22 protein-coding genes are annotated in these 24,967 nt (G+C 67.4%); 13 read left to right on the top strand and 9 right to left on the bottom strand.

All coding sequences use genetic code 11. The features are described 5' to 3' along the window. Window positions 1-82 precede the first annotated feature (82 nt). A complete protein-coding gene (gene cei, locus OG716_RS18690) occupies window positions 83-760 on the bottom strand; it encodes an envelope integrity protein Cei (RefSeq protein WP_327145209.1) in 678 nt (225 codons plus the stop codon). Between the two features lie 419 nt (window positions 761-1,179). On the opposite strand from cei, the gene OG716_RS18685 reads away from it, so the two are divergent. Beyond that, complete coding sequence (locus tag OG716_RS18685; protein ID WP_327145210.1) at window positions 1,180-1,482, top strand: DUF4193 domain-containing protein; 303 nt, start codon at window positions 1,180-1,182, stop codon at window positions 1,480-1,482. Window positions 1,483-1,581: 99 nt separating this feature from the next. Here the strand turns inward: OG716_RS18685 and OG716_RS18680 are convergent, their stop codons facing one another. Next, window positions 1,582-2,079: a DUF3093 domain-containing protein gene (locus OG716_RS18680; RefSeq protein WP_327146493.1), complete on the bottom strand. Its 498-nt coding sequence runs from the start codon at window positions 2,077-2,079 to the stop codon at window positions 1,582-1,584. Window positions 2,080-2,158: 79 nt separating this feature from the next. On the opposite strand from OG716_RS18680, the gene dut reads away from it, so the two are divergent. Next, the gene (gene dut / locus OG716_RS18675) at window positions 2,159-2,632 is read left to right on the top strand and encodes a dUTP diphosphatase (protein ID WP_355120963.1); all 474 of its coding nucleotides are present in this window, start codon (window positions 2,159-2,161) and stop codon (window positions 2,630-2,632) included. A gap of 2 nt (window positions 2,633-2,634) precedes the next feature. Beyond that, window positions 2,635-3,513 (top strand): DUF3710 domain-containing protein, encoded by an 879-nt coding sequence (locus tag OG716_RS18670; RefSeq protein WP_355121309.1) that lies wholly within the window; start codon window positions 2,635-2,637, stop codon window positions 3,511-3,513. Window positions 3,514-3,701: 188 nt separating this feature from the next. Here the strand turns inward: OG716_RS18670 and OG716_RS18665 are convergent, their stop codons facing one another. Next, a complete protein-coding gene (locus OG716_RS18665) occupies window positions 3,702-4,418 on the bottom strand; it encodes an alpha/beta hydrolase (RefSeq protein WP_405138824.1) in 717 nt (238 codons plus the stop codon). A gap of 158 nt (window positions 4,419-4,576) precedes the next feature. Here OG716_RS18665 and OG716_RS18660 point away from each other — a divergent pair, with 158 nt between their 5' ends. The 3 genes from OG716_RS18660 to shbA all read left to right on the top strand — a co-directional run bounded on the left by OG716_RS18660 (window position 4,577) and on the right by shbA (window position 6,658). Then, a complete protein-coding gene (locus tag OG716_RS18660; RefSeq protein ID WP_327145214.1) occupies window positions 4,577-4,969 on the top strand; it encodes an OB-fold nucleic acid binding domain-containing protein in 393 nt (130 codons plus the stop codon). Window positions 4,970-4,980: 11 nt separating this feature from the next. Next, window positions 4,981-5,754, top strand: a complete 774-nt coding sequence (locus OG716_RS18655; protein WP_405139746.1) for a DUF3159 domain-containing protein — start codon at window positions 4,981-4,983, stop codon at window positions 5,752-5,754. 265 nt (window positions 5,755-6,019) lie between these two features. Then, a complete protein-coding gene (gene shbA / locus OG716_RS18650; RefSeq protein WP_405139744.1) occupies window positions 6,020-6,658 on the top strand; it encodes an RNA polymerase sigma factor ShbA in 639 nt (212 codons plus the stop codon). Between the two features lie 28 nt (window positions 6,659-6,686). Here the strand turns inward: shbA and OG716_RS18645 are convergent, their stop codons facing one another. Next, a complete protein-coding gene (locus OG716_RS18645; protein ID WP_327145216.1) occupies window positions 6,687-7,376 on the bottom strand; it encodes a TrkA family potassium uptake protein in 690 nt (229 codons plus the stop codon). Window positions 7,377-7,378: 2 nt separating this feature from the next. Then, window positions 7,379-8,044 (bottom strand): TrkA family potassium uptake protein, encoded by a 666-nt coding sequence (locus tag OG716_RS18640; protein WP_327145217.1) that lies wholly within the window; start codon window positions 8,042-8,044, stop codon window positions 7,379-7,381. A 259-nt stretch (window positions 8,045-8,303) separates the two neighbouring features. Between OG716_RS18640 and OG716_RS18635 the strand changes: the two genes are divergently transcribed. From OG716_RS18635 to OG716_RS18625, 3 genes are all read left to right on the top strand, one after another. Further along, on the top strand, window positions 8,304-10,292 hold the full coding sequence (locus OG716_RS18635) for an APC family permease (protein WP_405138823.1): 1,989 nt from the start codon (window positions 8,304-8,306) through the stop codon (window positions 10,290-10,292). After that, entirely contained in the window at window positions 10,289-11,857 is a 1,569-nt protein-coding gene (locus OG716_RS18630; protein WP_405138822.1) for a class I SAM-dependent RNA methyltransferase, read from the top strand. Before OG716_RS18635 ends, OG716_RS18630 begins: the two co-directional genes overlap by 4 nt. Before the next feature lie 93 nt (window positions 11,858-11,950). Beyond that, the gene (locus tag OG716_RS18625) at window positions 11,951-12,760 is read left to right on the top strand and encodes a hypothetical protein (RefSeq protein ID WP_405138821.1); all 810 of its coding nucleotides are present in this window, start codon (window positions 11,951-11,953) and stop codon (window positions 12,758-12,760) included. Window positions 12,761-12,963: 203 nt separating this feature from the next. Here OG716_RS18625 and OG716_RS18620 read toward each other — a convergent pair whose 3' ends face one another. Together OG716_RS18620 and glsA are read right to left on the bottom strand one after the other, a co-directional pair. Continuing rightward, entirely contained in the window at window positions 12,964-13,659 is a 696-nt protein-coding gene (locus OG716_RS18620; protein ID WP_405138820.1) for an SIMPL domain-containing protein, read from the bottom strand. Between the two features lie 88 nt (window positions 13,660-13,747). After that, on the bottom strand, window positions 13,748-15,616 hold the full coding sequence (gene glsA, locus OG716_RS18615; RefSeq protein ID WP_405138819.1) for a glutaminase A: 1,869 nt from the start codon (window positions 15,614-15,616) through the stop codon (window positions 13,748-13,750). A gap of 144 nt (window positions 15,617-15,760) precedes the next feature. Here glsA and dxs point away from each other — a divergent pair, with 144 nt between their 5' ends. Both dxs and OG716_RS18605 read left to right on the top strand, forming a co-directional pair. After that, on the top strand, window positions 15,761-17,767 hold the full coding sequence (dxs, locus tag OG716_RS18610) for a 1-deoxy-D-xylulose-5-phosphate synthase (protein WP_405138818.1): 2,007 nt from the start codon (window positions 15,761-15,763) through the stop codon (window positions 17,765-17,767). A 104-nt stretch (window positions 17,768-17,871) separates the two neighbouring features. Continuing rightward, window positions 17,872-18,681, top strand: a complete 810-nt coding sequence (locus OG716_RS18605) for an enoyl-CoA hydratase (RefSeq protein WP_405138817.1) — start codon at window positions 17,872-17,874, stop codon at window positions 18,679-18,681. A gap of 272 nt (window positions 18,682-18,953) precedes the next feature. Here OG716_RS18605 and OG716_RS18600 read toward each other — a convergent pair whose 3' ends face one another. Both OG716_RS18600 and OG716_RS18595 read right to left on the bottom strand, forming a co-directional pair. Next, window positions 18,954-20,210, bottom strand: a complete 1,257-nt coding sequence (locus tag OG716_RS18600; protein WP_405138816.1) for an HRDC domain-containing protein — start codon at window positions 20,208-20,210, stop codon at window positions 18,954-18,956. A 137-nt stretch (window positions 20,211-20,347) separates the two neighbouring features. Next, a complete protein-coding gene (locus OG716_RS18595) occupies window positions 20,348-20,977 on the bottom strand; it encodes a DUF3000 domain-containing protein (RefSeq protein ID WP_405138815.1) in 630 nt (209 codons plus the stop codon). A gap of 74 nt (window positions 20,978-21,051) precedes the next feature. On the opposite strand from OG716_RS18595, the gene hemE reads away from it, so the two are divergent. Further along, the gene (hemE, locus tag OG716_RS18590; RefSeq protein WP_405138814.1) at window positions 21,052-22,119 is read left to right on the top strand and encodes a uroporphyrinogen decarboxylase; all 1,068 of its coding nucleotides are present in this window, start codon (window positions 21,052-21,054) and stop codon (window positions 22,117-22,119) included. A gap of 201 nt (window positions 22,120-22,320) precedes the next feature. Next, entirely contained in the window at window positions 22,321-24,447 is a 2,127-nt protein-coding gene (locus tag OG716_RS18585; protein WP_405138813.1) for a DUF222 domain-containing protein, read from the top strand. Window positions 24,448-24,967 lie beyond the last annotated feature (520 nt).

Below are 24,967 nucleotides of genomic sequence, written 5' to 3'. Positions count from 1 at the left end.
TCAGGGCCGCGAACCCGCCGGAGCGAAGCGGAGGCAAATCAAACACAGCACCCCGCCGGAGCGGAGCGGAGGCAAATTGGATTCAGCACTTCGCGTGCCGGGCCGCGTCGAGCAGCTTCGGATCGATGGCGGGAGCGCTGCCCGGCGCCGGATTCTTCAGCGATTTGAGCACCTCCTCGGCATCGGTCCCCAGCTGGATATCGCGGAACAGCGAGCCGAGCACCATATCCACGGTGTCGTCGGTGCGCTGATCCTCGATGAGCTCGGCGCACGGCGTGACCAGCTGCGCGGCCGCCGCGGCGGGCCGCCCGTTCACGCCGAAGCGGATCTGGCCGGTGCACTCCAGATCGCCGTTGACGTAGACCGGGTCATTGCCCACCTGAACGTCCGGTGCGCTGGCAAAGCCGAGATCGCCCAGTTCGGAGGCAACGTGCGCTGCCTGCCCGCGCTGGCCGTTGGCATTGAACACGCGCACTTTCGCCTGCGCCAGCGGTACTGGTTCGACGTCGCGCAGTCTGGAGGGTGATACGCGCTGCCCCAGCGGCGCCGGCGCGGGCGCCGAGGTGCTGGAGGCGGGACTGGGCGAATTGCACGCCATTGCACCGGGATCGGCCTCGGTCGTCGTCAGTGCGCGAAACCACACACCGACGCAGATCACGGCGATGACGGCCACCATGGCTGCCCACGGCTCCCAGCGTCGCCGAATGAAGGGCCGCCCCTTGGGGTCGGTCGGTCTGCCTTGGGTGATCAGTGAAACCACGGTCACACTCTACGAAAAACCTGGGGCAAGTTGCGTGCAAGGTCTCGGTAAGTCCACCGAAGGGTCTCGGTTACGGGCCCGAAGGTCTCGTTGTGTGCCCTGGTCGGTGACGATTGCCCGTCATTTTCGAATCACGCGTGTTTTGATTGCGACTTTTGCCGTGGGGTCCGCTATTGTCTGGCGGCCGCGATCGTATCGCCCGGGTTGAATCGGGGGTTCGATTTCGGGAACAACAAGGGCTTGTCCTGCGTTGACCGAGCGCGATCAGGTACGGACCAGGAGTATCCGGCCAGGTCGGTGACTGGTGTACACGTGACGTACACCACGGGCGGGGCGGCTATCCCGGCCCGGTTCCTGCGGGAATCGGGACGGAACCAGCCGGTCCGGGATATACGGAGTAAGGACGAGGGGAAGACGACATGGCAACCGACTATGACGCACCACGGCGCAGTGAAACCGACGAAGTGTCGGAGGACTCGCTCGAGGAGCTGAAGGCTCGTCGCAACGAGGCCGCGTCCGCCGTCGTGGATATCGACGAATCCGATACCGCGGAGTCGTTCGAGCTTCCTGGCGCGGATCTTTCGGAGGAGGTGCTCTCGGTTCGGGTCATCCCGAAGCAGGCCGACGAGTTCACCTGCTCCAGCTGCTTCCTGGTGCACCACCGCAGCCGGCTCGCCAGCGAAGCTAGCGGGCAGCTGATTTGTATGGACTGCGCGGCCTGATCCAGGTCGTTCAGCCCGCAGGAGTATCCGTCAGCCCGCGCTCGGTTCGCCGAGCGCGGCAAGGGGATTCGTTCGGCTCGAGCACGGCGCTGACCAGTCTCAGTTACGGGGCTGACCAGCGTTTTTGACGCCGAGCGCTTCCAGGATTCGATCGGGCCGACGCGTACTGACCAACCAGTACGGTGTCGGGTCGTCCGGATCGTCGAGCACGAGCAACAACATCGGGCCGACCCAGGCCCGATGCTGAACGTACGCGGCGGGATCGAGTTGCCGGCCCAGCGCCGCGCTTTTCGCGCTGGTGGGCACTCCCGCGGCGCGCGCCACGAAGGTGGCGGGCAGATGCGCGGTATCGATGCGCAGTTCCGGCGTGCCATCCGCGTCGCGGGCCACCTCCACCCGATGCCGGGACATCCACAGCAGCACCCACACGGGAATCGGGAACAGCAGGACGTAGGGCAACCAGGCCCGCACACCCGGTGCGCCCATGTGGATTTCGGCTGCCAGCAGTCCGGTGACTGCCAAACCTACGGGCCACCACCACAGTGGCACCCAGAGGCGCTCGGAGTAGAGGGGCGTGGTCTGCTGCTGAGGTTCCATGGTCACCTGAGGGGGCTGGTCGGACACGACATCAGACTAGGTCAATGGCTGCGGGGGTGAACGCGTAGGCTCGGCCGACGTGACCGGTATTCCTCCAATTCCCCTGCTGCGGCTCGATCCCGCGATGCCTGTACCCACGCGCGCCCACGAGGGCGACGCCGGGGTGGATCTGTGTACCACCGAGGACGTCATCATCGAACCGGGGGAGCGGGTGCTGGTTGGTACCGGCATCGCGGTGGCCCTCCCGATCGGAACGGTCGGTCTCATCCATCCCAGGTCCGGCCTGGCCGCGAAGACCGGCCTGTCTGTCGTCAACACCCCCGGCACGGTTGATGCCGGCTATCGGGGCGAGATCAAGGTGTGCCTGATCAATCACGATCTGCGCACTCCCATCGAGCTCCGCCGCGGTGACCGCATCGCCCAGCTGCTGGTGCAGCGGGTGGAGCTGGTCGACTTCGTCGAGGTGGACAATCTCGACGAAACCCAGCGTGGCGCTGGAGGATACGGATCCAGTGGTGGGCACGCCAGCCTGGTGGCCGGCAAGGAGGCATGACGATGTTCGGACGCAAGAAGCGCAACGGTGAGTCCGGCGACGCCGCCGCACCGTACGACGACGAATACACCGAGTACGACGAATACGACGACGAAGCGGACGAGTACGAGGAGGAGGCCGAATACGAGGCCGCCGCCGTGTACGACGACTCCGATGAGGATACCGGCGAATTCCCCGTGGTCGCGGGCGAGCGCACCGGCCCGTACAACTACGAGGACGTCGTCGATCAGATCGAGAGCATCGGCGAGCAGCGCCTGGATCTGGGTTCGGTCATCGTGCCGGTCCCGCCGGGCGGGCAGCTGCAGGTCGAGATGACGCCGGAGGGTGCGCCGCAGGCGGTGCATCTGGCCACCGAGCACGGCCGCATCACGGTCGCCGCGTATGCCGCGCCCAAGTCGCCGGGCCAATGGCGTTCGGTCGCAGCGGATTTGGCGGAGACGCTGCGCAAGGACGGTGCCCAGGTCTCGGTGCAGAAGGGTCCGTGGGGCCGGGAACTGCACGCCGTCACCGAGGGCGCGGATCTGCGTTTCATCGGCGTGGACGGGTACCGCTGGATGGTCCGCCTGGTGGCGGCCGGCCCCAGTGGCGCCGCCACCGACGGCACCGCCCTGGTGGCCGCGGCCCGTGCCATCCTCGGTGAGACCGTGGTCCGCCGCGGAGACGAGCCGCTACCGGTGCGGGAACCCCTTCCGGTGGTCCTACCCCAGGAGCTCGCCGATCAGCTCGCAGCGGCTCATCAGCAGCAGCTGGATGCCCAGCAGCAGGCGGTGGCCGCGCAGCTGGCCGCCATGCAGGGCGGACCGCAGCCGATCCAGGCTCCGGACGGCGAACCGCGTCGCGGCGCGGAGGGTTCCGCGATGCAGCAGCTGGGTCTGAACTAGCCGCCGGGCTCGCCACCGCAATAACGACGAACGACCTTCGCGCCGCCCGCTTTTCCGCGGGGTGCGGAGGTCGTTTGCTGTCTGCGAGTTTCGAGGCTCTTGTCTGCGCGATTCAGGCAAGGAGATTTGCGACGCGGAGATTCGAGCTGCGGACATTCGCGGCGCGGTGATCCGAGCGTGCGTATGTCTCAGGGTGTGGCGATGCGCCGGGCGAACAGTGCCCGAATGCCGCGCTCGCCCAGAATCGCCGGATCGGCGCCCAGTTCGTCGAGCGTGATGCGGTGCAGTTCACCGTGCGGGATGAGCTCGGCCCACTGCTCGGCCACCGCGAAGGGATGCACCGGATCGTCGATCGCGCCGACGACCGACACCGGCACTGTGACCGTCGTCAAGAATTCGGCCTCGGGCCAGGCGTACGCGGCGGTCTCCTCCAGCGCCGCGGGCAGCTGCGGCCACTGCGACCGCCAGGAGCGGGTGAGCGCCTCGGCCAGCCAGGCCGGGCTCGAGGCCCGCATACGGTCGATCATGGCGTCGATGCCGTCCGCCCGCAGCTGCGCCGCCGTCGCCGCGGCGCTGAGCGCCGCCGGGCAGCCGGTGGTGTCGGCCCCGGTCCAGGCGGGGAGCGCGGCCACCACGCCGAACACGGAATCGGGATGCCGCGCCGCCCAATCCACGGCAACGGCCGCACCGAGCGAAATACCGGCAATGAGCACCGGCCCGGATCGCGCGGCGGCATCGAGCGCCGCCTGATAGCTCGCAATGACCCGCTGCGGGTCCGGGTCCACCGCGTGCAGCGGCAGATCCATTGCGGCGCAAGCGGTTCCGAAGGCCCGTGCGGCGAAGTGCGCATCGGAGCCGGTTCCAGGCAGGGCGACGGCGACCGCCGGATGTGAGAGATCTGGCACCCGCCGAGCGTACTGGGACGGGCGCGCGTGGCGAGTACACCCCGTCACCTCTACAGTGGCGGTGTGTACGCCGCGCCCGAGTGGGAAACCTACGAGGTATGCGGAGAGAAGAACGACGTGAGACCCACGCCGTATGGCTCTACAGGAGAGCGTGCGAGATGCCATCCTCGGGTGGGAAGGAAGCCCCGTCAGGCTATTTCCGGCGATTGAGCCGGCGCCTGACGGAGGATCTGGATCGTTTGGATGCCGAGGAGCTCGCCGAGACGTCGGAGGCGTCGGGCGCGTGTGCGGCATCGCAGTGTCGCCGAGGTGAGGAAGTCACCATGCTCGGCCGCCTGCGCAGCGTCGAGGCCTGCCCCAAATCGGCGGGCGCCGAGGTGGAGGCGGAGTTCTTCGACGGCACCGACAGTGTGGCGCTGGTCTTCATCGGCAGGCGGCGCATCCCCGGAATCGAGCCGGGTCGTCGTATTCTGGTCCGCGGCCGCGTCGGTGAACGTGATGGCGGCAAGGTCATCTACAACCCCTACTACGAACTGCGTGAGAACTCCTGACTCCTATGCCGATACCCAGCAGCAATGACGACGGCCGCATATCCGATGGCACCTACGGCACGTCCCCCGGCGAGCTGGAACACGCCTTCGAGGCGGAGTTGGCCGACCGTGAGGACGAACTCGCGCACGCCTTCGCCGATGAGGTGGAACAGGAGCGGGAAGAGGAGATCGAGCAGACCCTGCTCGAGCAGCTGGGCGGCTTCAGCGGCCTGATCTACTCCTCGCTGCCGGTGCTGGTGTTCGTGCCGGTGAATTCGCTGCGCGGGCTCACCACCGCCATCTGGGCGGCCCTGGGCGTGGCGACCGCCATCCTGATCTGGCGTCTGGTCAAGCGCGGCCCGATCCAACCGGCCATCTCCGGATTTCTCGGTGTGGGCGTATGCGCGCTCATCGCCTATCGGATGGGTGAGGCCAAGGGTTTCTTCCTGTTCGGCATCTACGCGAGCCTGATCTACGGCGGAGCGTTCCTGATTTCGCTGCTGGTGCGCTGGCCGCTGGCGGGTGTCATCTGGGGTGTGCTGAACGGGCACGGCACCGAGTGGCGTTCCGATCGCCGCGCCATGCGCCTCTACGATCTGGCCACCGCGGTGTGGGCGATCGTGTTCGTGGCCCGCTATCTGGTGCAGAACCACCTCTACGACTCCAACAGCACCGGCCTGCTGGCGGTGGCGCGCCTGGCCATGGGCTGGCCGCTGACCGCCGTCGCGCTGGTGGTCACGGTGTGGGCGGTGCGCAAGGCGGGCCATATGCCCGCCGCGAAGGCCACCGAGGCTGCTCCGAACTGAGTCTTGCCCATGTAGGCGCCGAGTCATCTCGGCGCCTTGTCGCGTCGATATCTCGGCGCCTTATCGCGTCAAACTGCCCTCGTGTAAACACCTTCGGGATGATTCGGGGGTGACAGGGGGTGGCCACCCCACCCCTGGGGTACCTATTTCGGCGGCTCCGATCCACGCACGATCGTTGTATAGCGAACGGCGAAAGGATCTCGAGTTGATTACCGACGGCAAGGCAGTGGCATCGCAGGACCGTGGCGAGGGGCTCGGCGCGGCGGTGCAGACAACGGCCGCGCGCCGGCATTCGGCGGGGCGGGGAACCAAGGGCAGTACCGCGGCGACGTCGGAATCCCGGCGTGCGGCAGCGGAACTCGAGAAATTGATCGCCCCGGCGGCGGCGGGCGACCGGGCGGCGGTGACGGAGATTCTCCGGATCGTCTACCCGCTGGTGCGGCGCTACTGCGCCGCGCGCATCGGTGGCGCGGGCCATCTGCATGTGACGGCCGATGATGTGGCACAGGAAGTGTGCCTGGCCACCGTGCAGGCCATTCCGCGCTACCGGGATCAGGGCAAGTCGTTCCTGGCGTTCGTGTACGGCATCTCTGCCAACAAGGTCGCCGATGCCTTCCGCCGGGCGCAGCTGCATCCGGCCTATCCGGTCGCGGAATTCCCGGACGCCACCGATACCGAGGCCGGACCGGAGGAGCGGGCGCTGCAGTCCGAAACCCGTGCCGCCACCAGGGAACTCATGAAGGTGCTGGCGCCCACCCATCGCGAGGTGCTGGTCATGCGCATCGTGCTGGGCTGGACGGCCGCGGAGACCGCCGAGGCCCTCGGGACCAGTCCGGGCGTGGTGCGGGTGATGCAGCACCGCGCCCTCAACAAGCTGCGCGCCGAACTCCGGTCGGCGTCGTAGTGCGGGGTGGCCGCCCGCATCGGCCTTATCAGGCGGTTGTGCCGACCGGGTTGCCGAAACCGTTGACGCCGAGGGCTTTCCGAAGATCGTCCTCGGCTTCGACGGAGGCGACGAACAGCAGTTCGTCGGAACCCTCCAGTGGATCGTCCGGCTGCGGCACGATGACTCGCCCGCCGCGCAGAATGGTCACCAGCGCCGCATCGCGCGGCAGCTTCAGCATGCGAACGGCCTTGCCCGCCAAGGGCGTATCGGTCGGCAGCGTGATCTCCACCAGATTGGCCTGGCCCTGACGCAACGTCATGAGCCGCACCAGATCTCCGACGGAGACCGCCTCCTCGACGAGCGAGGCCAGCAGGCGCGGCGTCGAGACGGCGACGTCCACACCCCACGAGGTGTCGAAGAGCCATTCGTTGCGCGGATCGTTGACTCGCGCGACCACCCGGCCCACGCCGAATTCGGTCTTGGCGAGCAGGGCGAACACCAGATTCACCTTGTCGTCGCCGGTGGCGGCGATGACCACGTCATAGGTTTCCAGCCCGGCCTCCTCGAGCGTCTCCAGCTCGCAGGCATCGGCGTGCACCCACACCGCGGCGGGCGCGCTGACCGGGTCGATATGGTCGAGGCGGCGTTCCAGCAGCATGATCTGGTGCCCGCCGCGCAATAGCTCCTGTGCGATGGATCGGCCGACGGCGCCGGCGCCCGCAATGGCTACCTTCATGATCAGTCCTCGCTCGCGGGGGGATTTCCAGCCAAGGCGACCGCTTCGCCGACGGTGCCCGAGGTGGCCGCGATGTACACCGTGTCGTCGGCCTGCATCAGCGTCTTCGCGTTCGGCAGTACGCCCTGGCCGAACCGGATGAGGAAGGCGACGCGGGCGCCGATGGTGCTCTCCAGCGAGTGCACGGTGCGTCCGTACCACTCTTCGTGCAGTGCGAGTTCGGTGACCGCGACGGTGCCGGTGGGGTCGCGCCAGGTGGTGGTGGACTGATCGGCCACCAGCGCGCGCAGGAACCGGTCGGTGGTCCACGGCACGGTGGCGATGGTCGGAATGCCCAGGCGCTCGTACACGGCGGCGCGCTTGGCGTCGTAGATACGGGCGACCACGCGGTCGATGCCGAAGGTCTCCCGCGCCACCCGCGCGGAGATGATGTTGGAGTTGTCGCCGGAGGAGACGGCCGCGAAGGCCTCCGCCCGTTCGATTCCCGCGCGGGTCAATACATCCCGGTCGAATCCGACGCCGGTAATGCACAACCCGGGGAAGTCACGGCCCAGCCGGAGGAAGGCGCTCGAATTCTGATCGATCACCGCGACGTCGTGGCCGATGCGGACCAGGGCGCGAGCCAGCGAGGATCCGACTCGCCCACACCCCATGATCACTACGTACACCCTGCGAACCCCATTCCCGAAAACCGTGGTGTGCGGTCTGGTTGCCTGCTTGTCGAAATCACAGCCGGTTGGCAACCGTACCGTTCGAGTTTTTCCGAGGCACTTTCCCCCTCTGGTCGGTATTCAAACCGGAATCGGAAAAAGCCCACACTGCGCAGCAGGGGAAACTCACCGTGTTCAGGGGCCACACTACGGTCCCGGACCGGAACCTGCCGCGCCGTGGACGCGGCGGGGTCCGCGCTCCCTTATGCTCACCAAAGTGTCGAAGTTGACGACGGCCGCCAAACGCATGCTGGTTGGCCGCCCATTCCGTAGTGATTCCCTGGGCCATACGCTGCTGCCCAAACGGATCGCACTCCCGGTCTTCGCCTCCGATGCTTTGTCATCGGTGGCTTACGCACCCGAGGAAATCTTTCTGGTGCTGTCGGTGGCCGGGCTCTCGGCGTACACGTATGCGCCGTGGGTCGGGTTGGTGGTCGCTTTGGTGATGGCCGTTGTGGTCGCCAGCTACCGGCAGAATGTGCACGCCTATCCCTCCGGCGGCGGTGATTACGAAGTCGCCACCAAGAACCTCGGCCCGACCGCGGGACTGACCGTCGGCAGTGCGCTGCTGGTGGATTATGTGCTCACCGTGGCGGTATCGATTTCCTCGGCGGCCTCCAATATCGGTTCGGCGGTGCCGTTCGTCTCGACGCACAAGGTGTTGTTCGCGGTCGCGGCGATCGTGATCCTCACCGCTATGAATCTGCGCGGTGTGCGGGAGTCGGGCACGATGTTCGCGATTCCCGTCTACGCCTTCATGATCGGCATGTTCGTCATGCTGGTCTGGGGGTTCACCCGGATCGGGATCCTCGGCCAGGACGTGCACGCGGAGTCCTACGGGTTCGGCCTCAAGGCCGAGGAATCGCATCTGCTGGGAGTTCCGCTCGTCTTCCTCATCGCCCGTGCCTTCTCGTCCGGTTGTGCCGCGCTGACGGGTGTGGAGGCCATCAGCAATGGTGTTCCGGCGTTCCGGAAGCCCAAGTCGCGCAATGCCGCGACCACGCTGCTGCTGCTGGGCAGCATTGCGATCACCATGTTCATGGGCATGATCGTGCTCACCCAGAAGGTCGGCGTCGTTTACGCGCAGCGCACCGACGATCTCACCGGCGCACCGGCCGGCTATGAGCAGAAGACATTGGTCGCGCAGCTGGCGGGCGCGGTGTTCCACGGCTTCCCGGCCGGGTTCTACTTCATCACCACCGTCACCGCCCTCATCCTGGTGCTGGCCGCGAACACGGCGTTCAACGGTTTCCCGGTGCTGGGCTCGATCCTGGCGCAGGACCGCTACCTGCCGCGCCAGCTGCACACGCGCGGTGATCGGCTGGCCTTCAGCAACGGCATCATTTTCCTGGCCGGCGCGGCCATCGCGTTCGTGGTGCTGTTCGGCGCCGAGGTGACCCGTCTGATCCAGCTCTACATCGTCGGCGTCTTCGTCTCGTTCGTGCTCAGTCAGACCGGCATGCTGCGGCACTGGACGCGGCTGCTGCGCACCGAGACCGATCCGGCACAGCGCGCGCGCATGAAGCGGTCCCGGGTGATCAATGCGATCGGCCTGAGCATGACCGCGGCCGTGCTGATGATCGTGCTCGTCACCAAGTTCCTGGCGGGCGCCTGGATCGCGATTGTCACCATGGCCGCCATCTTCGGCATCATGAAGCTCATTCGCCGCCACTACGACACCGTGTCCAGAGAGCTGGACGAGACCGAATGGGACGGTGTGCTGCCCAGTCGCACGCACTCCATCGTGCTGGTGTCGAAATTGCATCTACCGACCAAGCGGGCCATCGCGTATGCCCGCGCCACACGACCCGACACCATCGAGGCCATTACCGTGAACGTCGACGAACCAGACACCCGGGCGTTGGTGCGGGAATGGGAGCGCAGCGACATTTCGGTGCCGCTCAAGGTGATCGAATCCCCCTACCGTGAAATCACCAAGCCGGTGGTCGATTACGTGAAGCGCGTCCGCAAGGATTCCCCGCGCGATGTGGTGACCGTGTTCATCCCCGAATACGTGGTCGGCCACTGGTGGGAACAGTTGCTGCACAACCAGAGTGCGCTGCGCCTCAAGGGCCGCCTGCTGTTCGAGCCGGGTGTCATGGTGACCTCCGTGCCGTGGCAGCTGAGCTCCTCCGCCAAGGCCCGTGCGGGCCGTGAAGTCAATGCGCCCGGTTCGGTGCGGCGTGGTTTCGGAGACGAGTCATGAGCAGTGGCGAGAATTGGCGCGGTGCGGTGTACGAGGTGCGTCTCGGCCCGCCCGGACACGGTGGTTTCTGTGTGGCCCGGCACGAGGGCCGGGTGCTGTTCGTGCGGCACGGGCTGCCGGGGGAGCTGGTACGCGCTCAGGTGACAGAGGATCGCGGCGGTTCGTTCTGCCGCGCCGATGCCATCGAGATCCTGGAGCCTTCGGTCGATCGAGTCGATCCGACGTGCCCGGTGTCCGGACCCGGTGGCGCGGGTTGCTGTGATTTCTCGCATGCCACACCGGAAGCGCAGCGTGCGCTGAAGGCGTCCGTGGTCTCCGAGCAGCTGCGCCGTCTTGCCGATTGGGAGACGGATTTCGAGGTCGAGGTCATTCCGATTCCGCCGCGCGGCACGGCGCCGCGACGGGTGGGACGCAGCGGTATCGCTACCGGCGGTGTGCGCGGCATTGCGGCCGGGCGGGTGCGCAGCGCCGCGGCGGGCCGCGTGTCTGGCACCGCGGCGGGCCGCGTGTCTGGCGCCGCGGCGGGCCGCGTGTCTGGCGCTGCGGCGGGCCGCGTGTCTGGCGCTGCGGCGGGCCGGGTGTCCGGCAGTGCGGTGCATGACGAGGCGAACAGCCTCACGGTGAGTGACCTCGACGTGAATGGCATTGCGCCGCTGTCGGCTTCCGGCGGCTGGCGTTCGCGGGTGCGTCTGGTGGTCGATGCCGAGGGCCGCGCCGGTGTGCACGGCTACCGCAGTACCGATGTGATCACCGATCTGCGCTGCCCGCAGCCGATCGCCGGAGCCATGACCGGCATAGCCGATCGCACCTGGACTCCCGGCGCGGATCTTGTTGTCGCCGTGGACGGTGACGGCGTGCGGCACATTGTCGAGCTGGCCCCCGCCGAGGTGCGGTCCGGTAGCCGCCCGGAGGCCCGCGATCGCCGCGGTGGCCGCAATTCCGCCGCGGCCCGCCGTGCGGCCGCCAGCCGTGCCCGCACGGAGCGCGTGATCGAGGGCAGCGGCGTGGCCGTGCAGTATGTCGCGGGCCGTCGCTGGGAGGTCTCGGCCACCGGGTTCTGGCAGCCGCATTCCGGTGCGGCGCAGATGTATTCGGATGTGGTGGCGGACTGGTCCGATGCCGCGCCGGGCACGCTGGGCTGGGATCTCTACTGCGGTGTCGGCGTCTTCGCCGCACGCCTGGCCGATCAGGTCGGTGCGGACGGCGCCGTGCACGGTGTGGAGTCCGCGCGTTCCGCGGTCGAGGAGGGCGAATCCGCCCTGCGTGATCTGCCGTGGGTGCAGTTGCAGGCCGAGCGGGTCGAGCGCTGGATTGTCGAACAGCCCGACACCGCACCGGATGTGGTGGTGCTGGATCCGCCGCGCGCGGGTGCGGGCAAGGATGTCATCGCCGCTCTCGGTGAACGCGGGCCGCGCCGGATCGTCCACATCGGTTGTGATCCAGCCGCTTTCGCCCGTGATCTAGGTCTCTACCGCAATGCCGGGTACAAGCCCGGCGGCCTGCGGGTATTCGATGCCTTCCCGGCCACCCACCACATCGAATGCGTGGCTCTGCTCGAGCGCTGAGCCGAATCGCGGTGCGGGAGTGCCGCTCTCCGCCGGCCCGCTGGAAACGGGCTGTGCGGCGGCCGATTCGGGGCATCGGTCAAGATGAGGATCATGACTACGCTGTCGGATCCGACGCTTTCGGCGGTGCTGGAACTCATCTACGCAGATCAGTCCAAGTTCCACTCGCTGGAGGGGCTGCTGCTGAGTGTGGATCTCAAGCGCCCCGAGTACACGGCGGCGATGTGGGTGAATGCCGAAAGCTATTGGGGCAGGCTGGTCACCCCGGTGTACGGCGCGCGCCTGGCCGCACTGGCCGGGAGCGCGGAGGCGGATCAGGCGCTGTTGAATCTGGCCGAACTCACCGCGCAGAAGTTCCTGCGCGGTGAGTCCACCGAGCGCAAGCAATTACCGCCCTGGCTCCCCGGCTTCCGCGCGGCCCTGCTGACCGACGGCTACCAACTCCGCATCGAGCGCAGCGGCGACCAGCCGGGCGAGGCAGTGATCCGCTGCCGCCTCAGACCCACCCACCGCCTGCCCCTGCAGCTGGCCGAGCAGATCGCCCTGATCGAAACCGAACTCGAACTCCGCGGCCAGCACACCCCGCTGGACCACCTCCAGCAGGCCACCCGCTGCTACTCCCGCCGCGACTACGCCGCCTGCGAGGAACACCTCCGCGCCACCCTCGACCACCTGACGGCCTACGCGGTGGGCACCCCAGAGCCGGACAGCACCAAAAACGTCCGCCACCTCGTAGACACCTCCCGGCTCACCGTCCGCGACGGCACCCGCCTACTCCGCGACCTCCGCATCATGACCGCCACCAACCCCCACCCGCACCGCACCCGAGCCGACGCCACCCGCTTCCGCATCCAACTCACCGCCACCCGCGCGAAAACCCTGCTCTCCCACATCGAATTCTGAAGCAGCGCAACAGCATCAATCTGAGCCCGGAGCCAAGACACTCCGCCCCGGCTCTTCGCCCCGTCATCCCGGCGTGCTTGTGGCCGGGATCCACCAGCGGAGGGAGATTCCGGCCAAAACCATGCCGGGACGGCGGGGGAACTCATGCCGGGATGGCGCTGCGCAGCTCTGTGTGTGCTCAGGCGTCGGCACTGAGGCTGGGCTCAGCCCAGGAGCCAGGTCACCCGGATCGTGGCGGACAGTTCGCTTTCCCCGAGTTCCATCGGCACCGGGGGTGCGCCGCCCATATCGCTCTTGGCGGCGGCGAAGGCTATGCGGGGCATGGGTGTTGAGGATCCGGAGGTGTTCTCGGTGATTTCCAGGACCGGGCCGAGGGTGCGGCCCGCGCGGGTGGCGTACTGCTCGGCCTTGGCGAGGGCGTGATCCCAGGCGGCGTCGCGGGCGCGAGTGAGCAGGCTCTCGGGATCGCTGACGGTGAGTGCCAGCCCGCCGAGCCGCACATCGTCGCCACCGGCTTCGACGGCATGCGCGATGATCGCGGCCGGACCACCGTCCGCGGTGCCCTTCGCCGCTCCCGACGGTGTGGCGATATCGCGCAGCGTCACCGTCAGCGAGGTGCTCGCCACATATCCGACGATCTGTTCCCGATTGCCTTCCGTCCATACGGTTTCCGTGCGCACCGACAGCCCGCTGGTCGAGATGTGCCGCCCGGGTACCCCGTCGCCGCGCAGTGACCCGATGAGCGCGTCCGCGCGCTCGCCGGCTTTCGCGTACGCGGTCGCGACACTGTCGGCCTTGGTCTCGATCGACATGGTCACCCGCATGAGATCGGGTGTGCCGCTCGCGCTCCCGGCGCCGAACGTCGTAATGGTGCCGGAATCGATGGCAGTGCTGGTCACGGCGTCCTCCTCGATCGGTGCCAGGGCACCCCGATGCTACCGACGCCCGACACACCGAACGCCGCGCCGCGCGGTCACTCCGGCGGGGCTAAACCCCGCCGTGTGCGGCCAGCGCTCGCACCGCGGCATCGGCCTGCGCGTACGCCGCCGTCGCGAGCCGTTCCAGCAGCGCCAGCTTCACCTCGGGCGCCTGACCGGTGAGCTGATCGAATTTGTCCGGCGGCAGCACCGCGAGCCGCACGGTTGTCTCGGCATAGATGTCATTGCTGAACTGCACCCCGGTCAGCAGCGAGATCTCACCGAACGACATGCCCGGTGACAATGAGATCAACCGGTGCCGCCGACCGTCGCGATCCTCGAATGTCACGCGCACTCGCCCATCGAGGATCAGGAAAAGTCCGGCGCGCGGACTGTCGCGCGCCACGATGCGCTCCCCACGCGCGACGGTCCGGATCTCGAATTCCTTTGCCAGCCGCTGCCTTTCATCATCGGGCAGATCGGCGATGGCCGGATGCTGTTCCACTCGCAGCGCCGCCGCGGGCGTGCAGTCCTCCGGCCGGTACCGGTCGACAATGAGCTGCTCACACCATTCGGTGGCGCTGTCCCGGTCCGCGAACACCCGCCCGCGCGGGTCCTCGGGATCCAGGCTCGAGGTCATATGCCCGAGCTTCGCCTCCGGATCGACCAGTGCGACACGGCATCCGGCGGCGGCCAGTTCGGCTTGCAGATCATCGATCATGCGCACCGCGATCTCGCTCACATCGGCCACTTCACGCAGATCCAGCACCAGCGCCTCCAGCTGCCCGGAGGTTTCCTCCACGGCCCGCACCGTGGATTCCGCACCCGCGAACAGCAGATCGCCGTGCAGTTCGAAGATGCGGGCGCGGTCGCCCCACTCCCGCAGTACCGCAAGCTCATCCGCGTCCCGGCGCAGTCTCGAGGGTGCCTCGGCCACCGAGTACGCGGTCCGAATGGCGGTGTGCGCGGCGCGTGTCACATGCAGGAAGTGCAGGCCCAATCGGTGTGAGAGTTCCCGGCAGGCCTTCACCCCGCGCACGCTGCTCCCGTGTGCGTCGAGCCGCGGCGAGTACACCGCGATACCGATCTGCCCGGGCAGCACGGCCAGGATGCCGCCGCCCACACCGCTTTTCGCGGGCAGTCCGACGGTGGTCACCCAGTCGCCCGCCGCGTCGTACATGCCGCAGGTGGTCATGACGCTGAGTACCTGCTCGACCAGCGGTCCGGTGAGCGCGCGTTCGTGCGTGAGCGGATTCACGCCGTTGTTCGCCAGGGTGGCGGCCATCATGGCGAGGTCGCGGCAGGTGACATCGATGGAGCACTGCCGGAAATACCGGTCCACGGCTTCTTCCGGATCACCGTCGATGATGTTCGCGCCGCGCAGCAGATATCCGATGGCGCGATTGCGGAATCCGGTGCGCGCCTCGGAGGCGTAGACATCCTCGTTGAGTTTCAGTTCGCGCCCGGCGAATCGGCTGTAGCTGCGACGTATCCGGGCAAACCGGTCGGCCGCATCACGGCCTTCGATCAATCCGGCCGCGGCAATGGCGCCGGCATTGATCATCGGATTGCGCGGCCGCTGTGTCTTGGGGTCCAGACTGATTTCGTAGAACGGTTCCCCGGTGGGTTCCACATCGATGCGCTCGGCCATCGCTGCGGTTCCGTGATCGGCGAGTGCCAGTGCGTAGGTGAACGGTTTCGAAATCGACTGAATTGTGAAGGAGGTGTCCAGATCTCCGCTGCCGTACACCTGCCCGTCGGCCGTGGCCAGGCAGATGCCGAACGAATCCGGTTGTACCGCTGCCAGTTCCGGGATGTAATCGGCCAGCTCTCCGGAGGTGTCGGCGCGGCACAACTCGTATACTTCGTCGATGATGCGAGCCACCACGCCGTGACCGGTCTGCGGCGACTCGCCGTTGGCCGAAATTGGGGGGACCACGGGCCCACTGTATCCGCGTAATGTGTGTGGAGCCTCACATTCCCTGCGGATGTCGCAGGTGACAATTAGTTCCTGGGGTCGGGGGCCGCTGCAGGCTCCGTAGACTGTTGCAATCACAGGAGATATCCGGAGGGAGCAATAGCCGTGGGAGTGCTTTCCCGGGTCGACATGCCCGAGGATCTGCGTCGGTTGTCGATACCGGAGCTACGCGAGCTGGCGGAGGAAATTCGCGAGTTCCTGGTGCGAAAGGTCGCCGTTACCGGCGGGCACCTGGGCCCGAACCTCGGTGTCGTGGAGCTGACCATCGCGCTGCACCGGATCTTCGATTCGCCGACCGACCCGATCATCTTCGATACCGGGCACCAGTCGTACGTGCACAAGATTCTGACCGGCCGCAAGGACGGGTTCGACACGCTGCGCAAGAACGGCGGCCTATCGGGCTATCCGTGCCGCGCCGAGAGCGTGCACGACTGGGTGGAGTCCTCGCATGCGTCGGCCTCGCTGTCGTATGCGGACGGACTGGCCAAGGCGTTCGCGCTGACCCGGCAGAAGCGGCATGTCGTCGCGGTTGTCGGTGACGGCGCGCTGACCGGCGGTATGTGCTGGGAGGCGTTGAACAATATCGCCGCCGGCCAGGAGCGCTCGGTCATCGTGGTGGTCAATGACAATGGCCGCTCGTATGCGCCCACCATCGGCGGTCTCGCCGAGACGCTGGCCGGACTGCGCATGCAGCCCGCCTACGAGCAGGCGCTGGACGCCACCAAGCGCATCGTGCAGTCCATTCCGCGCGTGGGGGATTCGGCCTATTCGATGCTGCACGCCCTGAAGACGGGCATCAAGGACGCGGTCGCGCCGCAGGAGCTGTTCGGCGATCTGGGCCTGAAGTACGTGGGCCCGGTCGACGGTCACGACACCGTCGCGGTCGAGGCTGCGCTGCGGCGCGCCAAGGACTTCGGCGGTCCGGTGGTGGTGCACGTGGTCACCCAGAAGGGCCGCGGCTACAAGCCGGCCGAGGACCATGTGGCCGACCAGATGCACGCCATCAACCGCATCGACCCGGAAACGGGTGAGCCGGTGGGTGCTTCGACCGCGCCGAGCTGGACCTCGATCTTCTCCAAGGAGTTGATCGAACAGGCCGAGCGGCGTGACGACATTGTCGCCATCACCGCCGCCATGCCGGGTCCGACCGGATTGTCGGCGTTCGGAAAACGCTTCCCGGAGCGCATGTTCGACGTCGGCATCGCCGAACAGCACGCCATGACCTCCGCGGCCGGTATGGCGCTGGGCGGTCTGCATCCGGTGGTGGCCATCTACTCCACCTTCCTCAACCGCGCGTTCGATCAGCTGCTCATGGATGTGGCGCTGCTCAAGCTGCCGGTGACCCTGGTGCTCGATCGCGCCGGTGTCACCGGTGACGACGGCGCCAGCCACAACGGCATGTGGGACCTGTCGGTGCTCGGCATCGTGCCCGGTATCCGGGTGGCGGCCCCGCGTGATGCGGCGACGCTGCGCGAGGAGCTGGGGGAGGCCCTGCGCATCAGCGACGGGCCCACGGCCGTGCGCTTCTCCAAGGGCAGTGTCGCCGAAGATATTTCCGCGGTCGAGCGCTTCGACGGCGTGGATGTGCTGCGCCTGCCCGAATCCGGTGACGCCGCCGCGCAATCGGTGCGCGCCGATGTCCTGCTGGTCGCGGTCGGCGCTTTCGCGGACCTCGCCCTGAAGGTCGCGGATGTGCTGGAGGCGGAGGGTGTTTCGGTCACCGTCATCGATCCGCGCTGGGTGCTCCCGGTCTCGGACGCGGTGGTGAAACTGGCCGAGAACTACCGGCTCGTGGTCACCCTCGAGGACAGCGGCCTGCACGGCGGCATCGGCTGTACGGTCTCGGCGCGCCTGCGTGAGGCCGGGCTCGATGTGCCGACGCGGGATATCGGTGTGCCGCAGCGCTTCCTGGACCATGCCACGCGGGGCCAGGTGCTGCAGGAACTCGGTCTCACCCCGGCCGATGTGGCACAGCGCATCGGCGGCTGGCTGAGCGGAAGCGCACAGCAGGCGGTCGAGGAGCAGGTGCCCGGGACGGGCCTGCGGTTGGCCGAGGTTGCCGAGCAGGCGACCGCGGTGGAACTCGAACAGGACAGGGTACTGGCGGAATAGGCGGCCCGGCGCGGCTTTTCAGGGATTGGGATCGAGCGTAGGCAGCGCTGAGCTTCTCGCGTACATTCTGTAACCGGTTGCAGTTTTTCCGGTCAGGAGTTCGCATGTCGCCAGAGTTCGTGCTCGTCGAGAAGCCGCGCCCAGGTATCGCACTGGTCACCCTCAACCGCCCCGAGCGGATGAATGCCATGGCCTTCGATGTCATGGTGCCGCTGCGCGAAACCCTGGAGGCGGTCGCCGCCGACAATGACGTGCGCGTCGTGGTGCTCACCGGCGCCGGCGACGGCTTCTGCTCGGGCGCGGATCTGACCCATGCGGGCCGCGTGCCCGGCGTGGAGGGCCTGACCAAGACCAGCGTCGCCCGCCGCTCCATGGAGCTGCTCAACAATGTGATGCTCACCATCCGCCGCATGCATCAGCCGGTGCTCAGCGCCATCAACGGCGCGGCCATCGGCGGCGGTTTCTGCCTGGCCGTCGGCACCGATCTCCGCATCGCCTCCGAGGACGCGTACTTCCGCGCCGCAGGCATAAACAATGGCCTGACCTCGGCCGAACTCGGCATCAGCTACCTGCTCCCGCGCGTGGTCGGCACCACCCGCGCCTTCGAGATCATGCTCACCGGCCGCGACGTGGATGCCACCGAAGCCGAACGCATAGGGCTGGTTTCGCGCGTCGTTCCCGGCGACAAACTTCTCGAGGCCGCCTACGACACGGCCGATCAGATCATCCGCTGGAGCCGCGTAGGCACCGAACTCACCAAGCGCATGCTCTGGAGTGGCATGGAAGCCGGCAGCTTCGAATCCCACATGCAGCACGAGGGCACCGCCCAGCTCTACGTCCGCCTGACCACCGAAAACTTCGACGAAGCAATCCGCGCCCGCAAAGACCGCCGCCCACCGGTCTTCGAAGACTGAAGAAGGCTCGCGCCGACCGAAGGAAGCCTCGTCGCCGATTGCCGCAGCCGCGTCTTGTCGCCGACTGCCGGAGACGTGCCCCACCCTCGTCTACTGTCGGGGACCGCTCCCGTCATCGTCGATCACGGGGGATGCACCCCCGTCATCGTCGATTGTCGGAGACCATCTCGTCATCCCGGCATGCTTTTGGCCGGGATCCACACGTGGGACTGATCAGCCGACCTCGATGGATCTCGGCCGAAAGCATGCCGGGGTTGGCGGGGTCGTGTGGCTCAGGCTTCTTTGTCGTCGGCCGGGAAGAGTGCATCGGCCAGTCGCGAGACGGCTAGTTCCCGCTGCCACGGTCTTGCTCCGCCCGCGGACAGGAAGTCGTCGATCAGGGCCGGGCCTTCGCCGTCCGTGACCGTGCGCGGCAGGCCGTCCCAGCACATGCGCCGCAGCAGGTCCGGCATCAGCAGGTTCTCTACAGGAACCGAAACTTCGCTGGAGAGCTCGCTCATGGCCGCGCGAGCGTGCTGCAATCGCGCGGCGGCGGCCGGATCCCGGCGTTCCCACCGGTTGACCGGCGGCGGGCCGTCGAACGGTTGCGTGAGCGGCGGCAGCTCGCTCTCGGGCAGGGCCCGGGCACGTTCGACCGCGCCCAGCCACTCGCGCGAGTAGCGCCGCTGCCGGGGCCCGCCGAACACCGGCAGCGCCCGCAGCTGGGCAATGGACTTGGGCTCGCTATTGGCCGCGGCCACGATCGCCGAATCGGGCAGAATGCGCGCCGGCGCCACATCGCGGAGCCGGGCCAGCCGGTCGCGGGTGGTCCACAGTTCGCGCACCACACCCAGCTGCCTGGTGCGTCGCAGCGTGTGGATGCCGGAGGTCCGCCGCCACCGATCCGATTTGGGCGCGGAGGGTTCGGCCAGCCGCACATGCTCGAATTCCTGTGCCGCCCAATCGGTCTTGCCCTGCTCCTCGAGCTCCTGCGCGACCGCGTCCCGCAGCTCCAGCAGCAGTTCCACATCGAGCGCCGCGTAGTTGAGCCATTCGTCGGGCAGCGGCCGGGTCGACCAGTCAGCGGCCCCGTGGCCCTTGCGTAGTTCGCGCCCGAGCAGCTTCTCCACCATGGCGGCGAGTCCGACCCGCTCGTACCCGGCCAGCCGCCCGCCCAGTTCGGTGTCGTACAGCCGCGCCGGGTACAGCCCGAGCTCCGCGAGCCCCGGCAGATCCTGATCGGCGGAGTGCAGCACCCATTCCAGATCATTGATCGCGTCGGCGAGCGGGGTGAGGTCACCGTCCACCGGAATCGGGTCGATGAGGAAGGAGCCGGCGCCCGCCCGCCGCAGCTGAATGAGATAGGCCCGATTCGAGTACCGGAAGCCGGAGGCGCGTTCCGCGTCCACCGCGAGCGGCCCGGTGCCGGCGGCGAGCAGCCGCGCGGCGTCCGTTATCGCGGCAGCACTGTCCAATACCGGCGGCACACCCTCCGCTGGCGCGAGCAACGGTACCGCGGCAGTGGCTTCGGGCTCTTCTGGTACGGACATGGTCTTGAACTCTACGGGTAGGACAGTGGCGATCCGCGTCACGTCGGATAAACAAACAAGGGCGACTCGGCGCCGGACTTTCGGGAATGCTAGTTGCCCGGCGCCGATTTCGTTGCAGTACAGAAGTTCTCGCGAGCCTAGTCGGAATCGATGTCGCCGCGCCGGGTATCCAGTCGGGTTACCCCCGCCGGCGGCAGCCCCGCGGCGTACGCGAGGACTTCGCAGAAGGCCTCCACATGCGGCCGCATAGCGGTATCGCCGACCGTCCACGAGGCCCGCAATTCGAGCTGATGCGCGCGCGGCGGCCCCGCGATATCCCCGTATCGCACCGAACTGGTCGAGGTGACGGTGCCGCCCAGCGCCGTGAACGGCGTCCGCGAATCGAGCGAGTCCACCAGCCAACTCCATGCCACCTCGGGTAGCAGCGGGTCGGCGGCGAGCGCGGAGTCGATATCGGCCTGGATATAGGCCACCAGCCGGAAGACGCCGTTCCAGGCCTCCTGCCCGTTCGGGTCGTGCAACAGGATCAGGCGGCCGAAGGCATCCCCGTCGGAATCGACCGGAACCACATTCGTGTCAGGGCGAGTGACTTCCGCTCCTAGTGCATAGGAGTAGGGAGCCAGGCGCTGTGGAGGGCGGATCGGAGCTAGCTCGATCCGGGGGTGCATTGTTGCGGTTCCCATCGCATCGACCGCGGCTCGGAACCTTGCGGGTTCTTCGGGCTCCGGGGTCGGTGCGGCGCCGTCGCGGAAGTCGAGCGGTGTCACGTATGAGGACGGTAGACCTCTCCGGCGCGGTGTAGTGGAAGGCGCGCCGCCCGCGGCCTTTACGATGAGCCGTGATGAGCACTCACTCCCGCCGCCAGCTGACCGATGCCCCCCTCCTCGTCGCCGCCACCGGTGGCGTCCCGCATCGTCGTCCGGTGTGGTTCATGCGCCAGGCAGGCCGTTCCCTGCCCGAGTACCGCGAACTGCGCGTCGGGGTCGGCATGCTGGAATCCTGTTTCAATCCGGAGCTGGTGTGCGAGATCACCATGCAGCCGGTCCGCCGCCACGACGTGGACGCGGCAATCCTGTTCTCCGACATCGTGGTTCCGCTCAAGGCAGCGGGCATCGACCTCGACATAGTCGCCGGCGTCGGCCCCGTCGTGGCCAACCCGATCCGCACCACCGCCGACGTGCACGCCCTCCCGCGCCTGCGCGCCGAGGAAGTCGGCGCGGTCACCGCCGGCATCGGCCTGCTGCTCGACGCACTGGACCGCACCCCCCTCATCGGCTTCGCCGGAGCCCCCTTCACCCTCGCCTCCTACCTGGTCGAGGGCGGGCCCAGCAAGAACCACGAGCGCACCAAGGCGATGATGCTCTCGGATCCCGAGACCTGGCATCAGCTGCTCGGGGTCCTGACCGACATCACCATCGAATTCCTGCAAGCGCAGATCGCCGCCGGAGTCGACGCGATCCAGCTCTTCGACTCCTGGGCCGGCGCCCTGACCCTCGCCCAATACCGCGAGTACGTCCTCCCGCACTCCGAACGAGTCTTCGCCGAAGTCGCCTCCGCCGCCATCCCACGCATCCACTTCGGCGTCGGCACCGGCGAACTGCTCGGCGCCATGGGTGAAGCCGGCGCCGACGTCGTAGGCGTCGACTGGCGCGTCCCACTCACCGACGCCGTCCGCCGCGTCGGCCCCGGAAAAGCGTTGCAGGGCAACCTGGATCCCGCCGTCCTGTTCGCCGGATCCGCCGCGGTCGAATCCGAGGTCCGGCGAATTGCGCACGAGGCCGACGAGGCAATTACATTGGGCGCCACCGGGCACATCTTCAATCTCGGGCACGGGGTGCTGCCGAATACGGATCCGGCGGTAATCACCGAAACGGTGAAGTTGATTCACAGCCTGCCCGCGCCGCTCTGAGTCGTCGCGGTTCGGGGGACAGAGAGACAAAAGAACAAGAGATAGAAGATGCCTGGACGAGAAGGAGAGAAAACGGCAAAAGAACAAGACGGAAAAGAGCAAGAGGTGCGAAAGAGGCTGGTCGGTCCGCCAGTCTGAATATTCTTATATCACAACATGATTCGCCTTTCCTGGCCTATGGTGCGGCGGTAGAATAGGGGTATGAATTCAGGGGGAGAATCCGCGAATACCGGCAGTGCCCGTGCACTGTCGGTGGCGGTCGATCACCTCCTGAACGCTTGCCTGGTTCCGTTGCAGGATGATGAATTCATTGCGGTGATGCGGGAAGTGGAAACGTGTAAACGCAAACTCGAAGCCGTGCAGACCCGGTTCGTGGTGGAGACCACCAGCCGTGGGTTGGCTCAGCGTGGTGGTGTCGCGTCTGCGAAGGTGTTCCTGCGTCAAACCCTGGGTATCTCCCGCGCTGATGCTGCGTCCCGGGTGAGTATCGCGGTGGAGACCGGGCCGCGCATCGTCTCGGGGGTGGAGTTGGAGCCGACCCTTGCGCATGTGGCTGCCGCGCATCGCGCGGGTGTGATCGGTGTGGATCATGTGCGTCGGATCATGACGGTGATGAACCGGTTGCCCGGCAGCCTCGACACGGACGTGCGTGAAGCCACCGAACTGCAGTTGACCGAGTTCGCCCCCACCGGTTACCCCGAAGGGTTGCCCGTCATGGGCGAAGTCCTGCTCGCAGGTCTGGATCCGGATGGTTCGTTGAGTTCCGATGCCGATCGTGAACGCATGCGCGGGTTGACGTTGGGTGCCGAGCGTGCGGATGGGATGTCGCCGTGGAACGGGGAGATCAACCGCAAGCTGCGGTCGGTCCTCGAGCCGGTGTTCGCCAAGCTCGCGCGCCCGGGTATGTGCAACCCGAAGGACCCGCAGAGTCCGTGGGTGTCGGACCACAAGCTCAGTTCGCAGGAGTTGGCGGCGTGTGTCGAGCGTGATATGCGTTCTCCGGCGCAGCGTAATCATGATGCGTTGCTGGCGTTTTTGCGGCCGGAGTTCGGTGGCCCGGCCAAGCTGGGTAAGCATCGGGGGTTGCCGGTGTCGGTGATCGTGACGATGAGTGTGGCCGATCTGGAAGCCGAAGCCGGTGTGGCCACGACCGCCTCGGGTGGGATCGTGTCGATCCCGGAAGCCTTGGAGTTGGCGGTGCAGTCGAACAAGTATCTGGCGGTGTTGAATCCGGTGGGATTGCCCCTGTATCTGGGTCGGGGTGAGCGGTCGGCGGATCTGGAGCACACCCGCAGTTCCTCGGGTATCGAGAGCGGCATCGCGGGTGAGTCCCGCTCGGGGAGCCCCGATCCCGGCGCTCGTTCCGCGAGCCCCGAGCCTGGTTCGCGGGCAGGCGGTTCCGGCCACGACCTGTGCTCGTTCGGCACCGCGTGTGAGTCCTGCTCGGCCACCCTCGACCGCGACTCCCACTCCTCGGGTATCGAGCGGTGCACCGAGTGTGAGTCTCGTTCGGGGAGCTTCGATCCCGGAGATCACGGTGCTCGTTGCGTCGGTGCCGAGCGTGTTTCGCGGGCCGGTGGTTCCGGCCACGACCTGTGCTCGTTCTGCGACGAAGGCGATTCCGTGTCGGCGGGGGTCAGCGCTGGTACTGGCCCTGCCGATCCCGAGTTCGGTACACGTCCGGCCGGTTCCGCCGACGACCTCCGCTCGTCCGGTACCGAGCACGATTCCCGCTCGGCCACCCTCGAGTCCCGCTCGGCCACCCTCGGTGACCGTGCGCGGCCCACCAGCCCCAAGCGTGGTTCGCGGACAGGCGGTATCAACTACGACCCGAACGCATCCGGCAGCGATGGTGAGTCCGGGGCGGTGAGCCCCGTCAACGGTGCTCGGCCCGCGTGCTTGGTGTTCGGTCCGCGCACGTTCGGTGCCGACCCGGTTCCCCGTTTGGCCGGCCCCGCTCAACGACTGGCGCTCATCGCCTCGGAAAAAGGCTGTACCCGGCCCGGGTGTGACGCCCCGGCGACGATGTGCGCGGTGCACCACATCACCGAATGGGCCCAGGGTGGGCCCACCGATATCGACAACCTCACCCTCGCATGCGATCACTGCCATGCCCAAGTGCACGACGGGCCCGGAGGATGGAAAACCGTGGTCATGGGACCGGACTCGCAGTTCGCGGGGCGGACCGGATGGATCGGGCCCCCGCACATCAACCCGACCGGGGAACCACAGGTCAACCACCTGCATCATCCGTTGGAGCTGAAAGCTGCTGCGCTGGCGCGGATCCGGGCCCGCAACGAACGAGAATGGCAGCACAACCGGCAATAGGCCGTCACCCACCCGCCAAACACCTGTTCCACCGCCGGGGCTCCTGCCCGCCGGTGCTACAGGTCGTTGTGCGGGCAGGTATTTCGGGTCCTCGGTCTTCGGGTTCTTGGTCTTTCGGGTTTTGTCTTTTCGGGTGTCGTCTCTGAAACCGGACCACAGCCGGTCGACTCTGCTGGTACCGCAGGGTCTCCCGGTAACCGCGGAAGGTAAACCGGGTACCTCTCCCGACGCCACCAGCACGGCCATCCCGGGCCCTGCCCGCACCCCGGGGACCCACCACCACCTCTCGACGCAACCAACCCAGGTGCACCGGCCTCATCTCGGCCTCGAATCCCCCTCAAGCCGGGCACCGCCCAGCCCTTCCCGACCGCACAGCAGGTGTCCGCACCGCACAAACCCCATAACCGCTGTGCCGCAGAGACACCCGCTCTTCCGCCGCCAGCTACGGACCCAGCTGATCACCCCACACAAGACCGCAGGTTCCTCCTGACTGGGAGCCGAGGTCAGGTTCGTCTCCCCG

This window comes from Nocardia sp. NBC_01388 (genome assembly GCF_045040085.1).
In the GTDB taxonomy this organism is placed as follows: Bacteria; Actinomycetota; Actinomycetes; order Mycobacteriales; family Mycobacteriaceae; genus Nocardia.
The sequence above is the reverse complement of the archived record's forward strand: the minus strand, read 5'-3'. Positions and strand labels throughout refer to the sequence as shown.

Coding starts and splice junctions, on each gene's coding strand:
- OG716_RS18685 (WP_327145210.1), top strand. CDS start 1,180: ATGGCAACCGACTATGACGCACCACGGCGCAGTGAAACCGACGAAGTG.
- OG716_RS18680 (WP_327146493.1), bottom strand. CDS start 2,079: ATGGAACCTCAGCAGCAGACCACGCCCCTCTACTCCGAGCGCCTCTGG.
- OG716_RS18670 (WP_355121309.1), top strand. CDS start 2,635: ATGTTCGGACGCAAGAAGCGCAACGGTGAGTCCGGCGACGCCGCCGCA.
- OG716_RS18660 (WP_327145214.1), top strand. CDS start 4,577: ATGCCATCCTCGGGTGGGAAGGAAGCCCCGTCAGGCTATTTCCGGCGA.
- OG716_RS18645 (WP_327145216.1), bottom strand. CDS start 7,376: ATGAAGGTAGCCATTGCGGGCGCCGGCGCCGTCGGCCGATCCATCGCA.
- OG716_RS18630 (WP_405138822.1), top strand. CDS start 10,289: ATGAGCAGTGGCGAGAATTGGCGCGGTGCGGTGTACGAGGTGCGTCTC.
- OG716_RS18625 (WP_405138821.1), top strand. CDS start 11,951: ATGACTACGCTGTCGGATCCGACGCTTTCGGCGGTGCTGGAACTCATC.
- OG716_RS18605 (WP_405138817.1), top strand. CDS start 17,872: ATGTCGCCAGAGTTCGTGCTCGTCGAGAAGCCGCGCCCAGGTATCGCA.
- OG716_RS18600 (WP_405138816.1), bottom strand. CDS start 20,210: ATGTCCGTACCAGAAGAGCCCGAAGCCACTGCCGCGGTACCGTTGCTC.
- hemE (WP_405138814.1), top strand. CDS start 21,052: ATGAGCACTCACTCCCGCCGCCAGCTGACCGATGCCCCCCTCCTCGTC.
- OG716_RS18585 (WP_405138813.1), top strand. CDS start 22,321: ATGAATTCAGGGGGAGAATCCGCGAATACCGGCAGTGCCCGTGCACTG.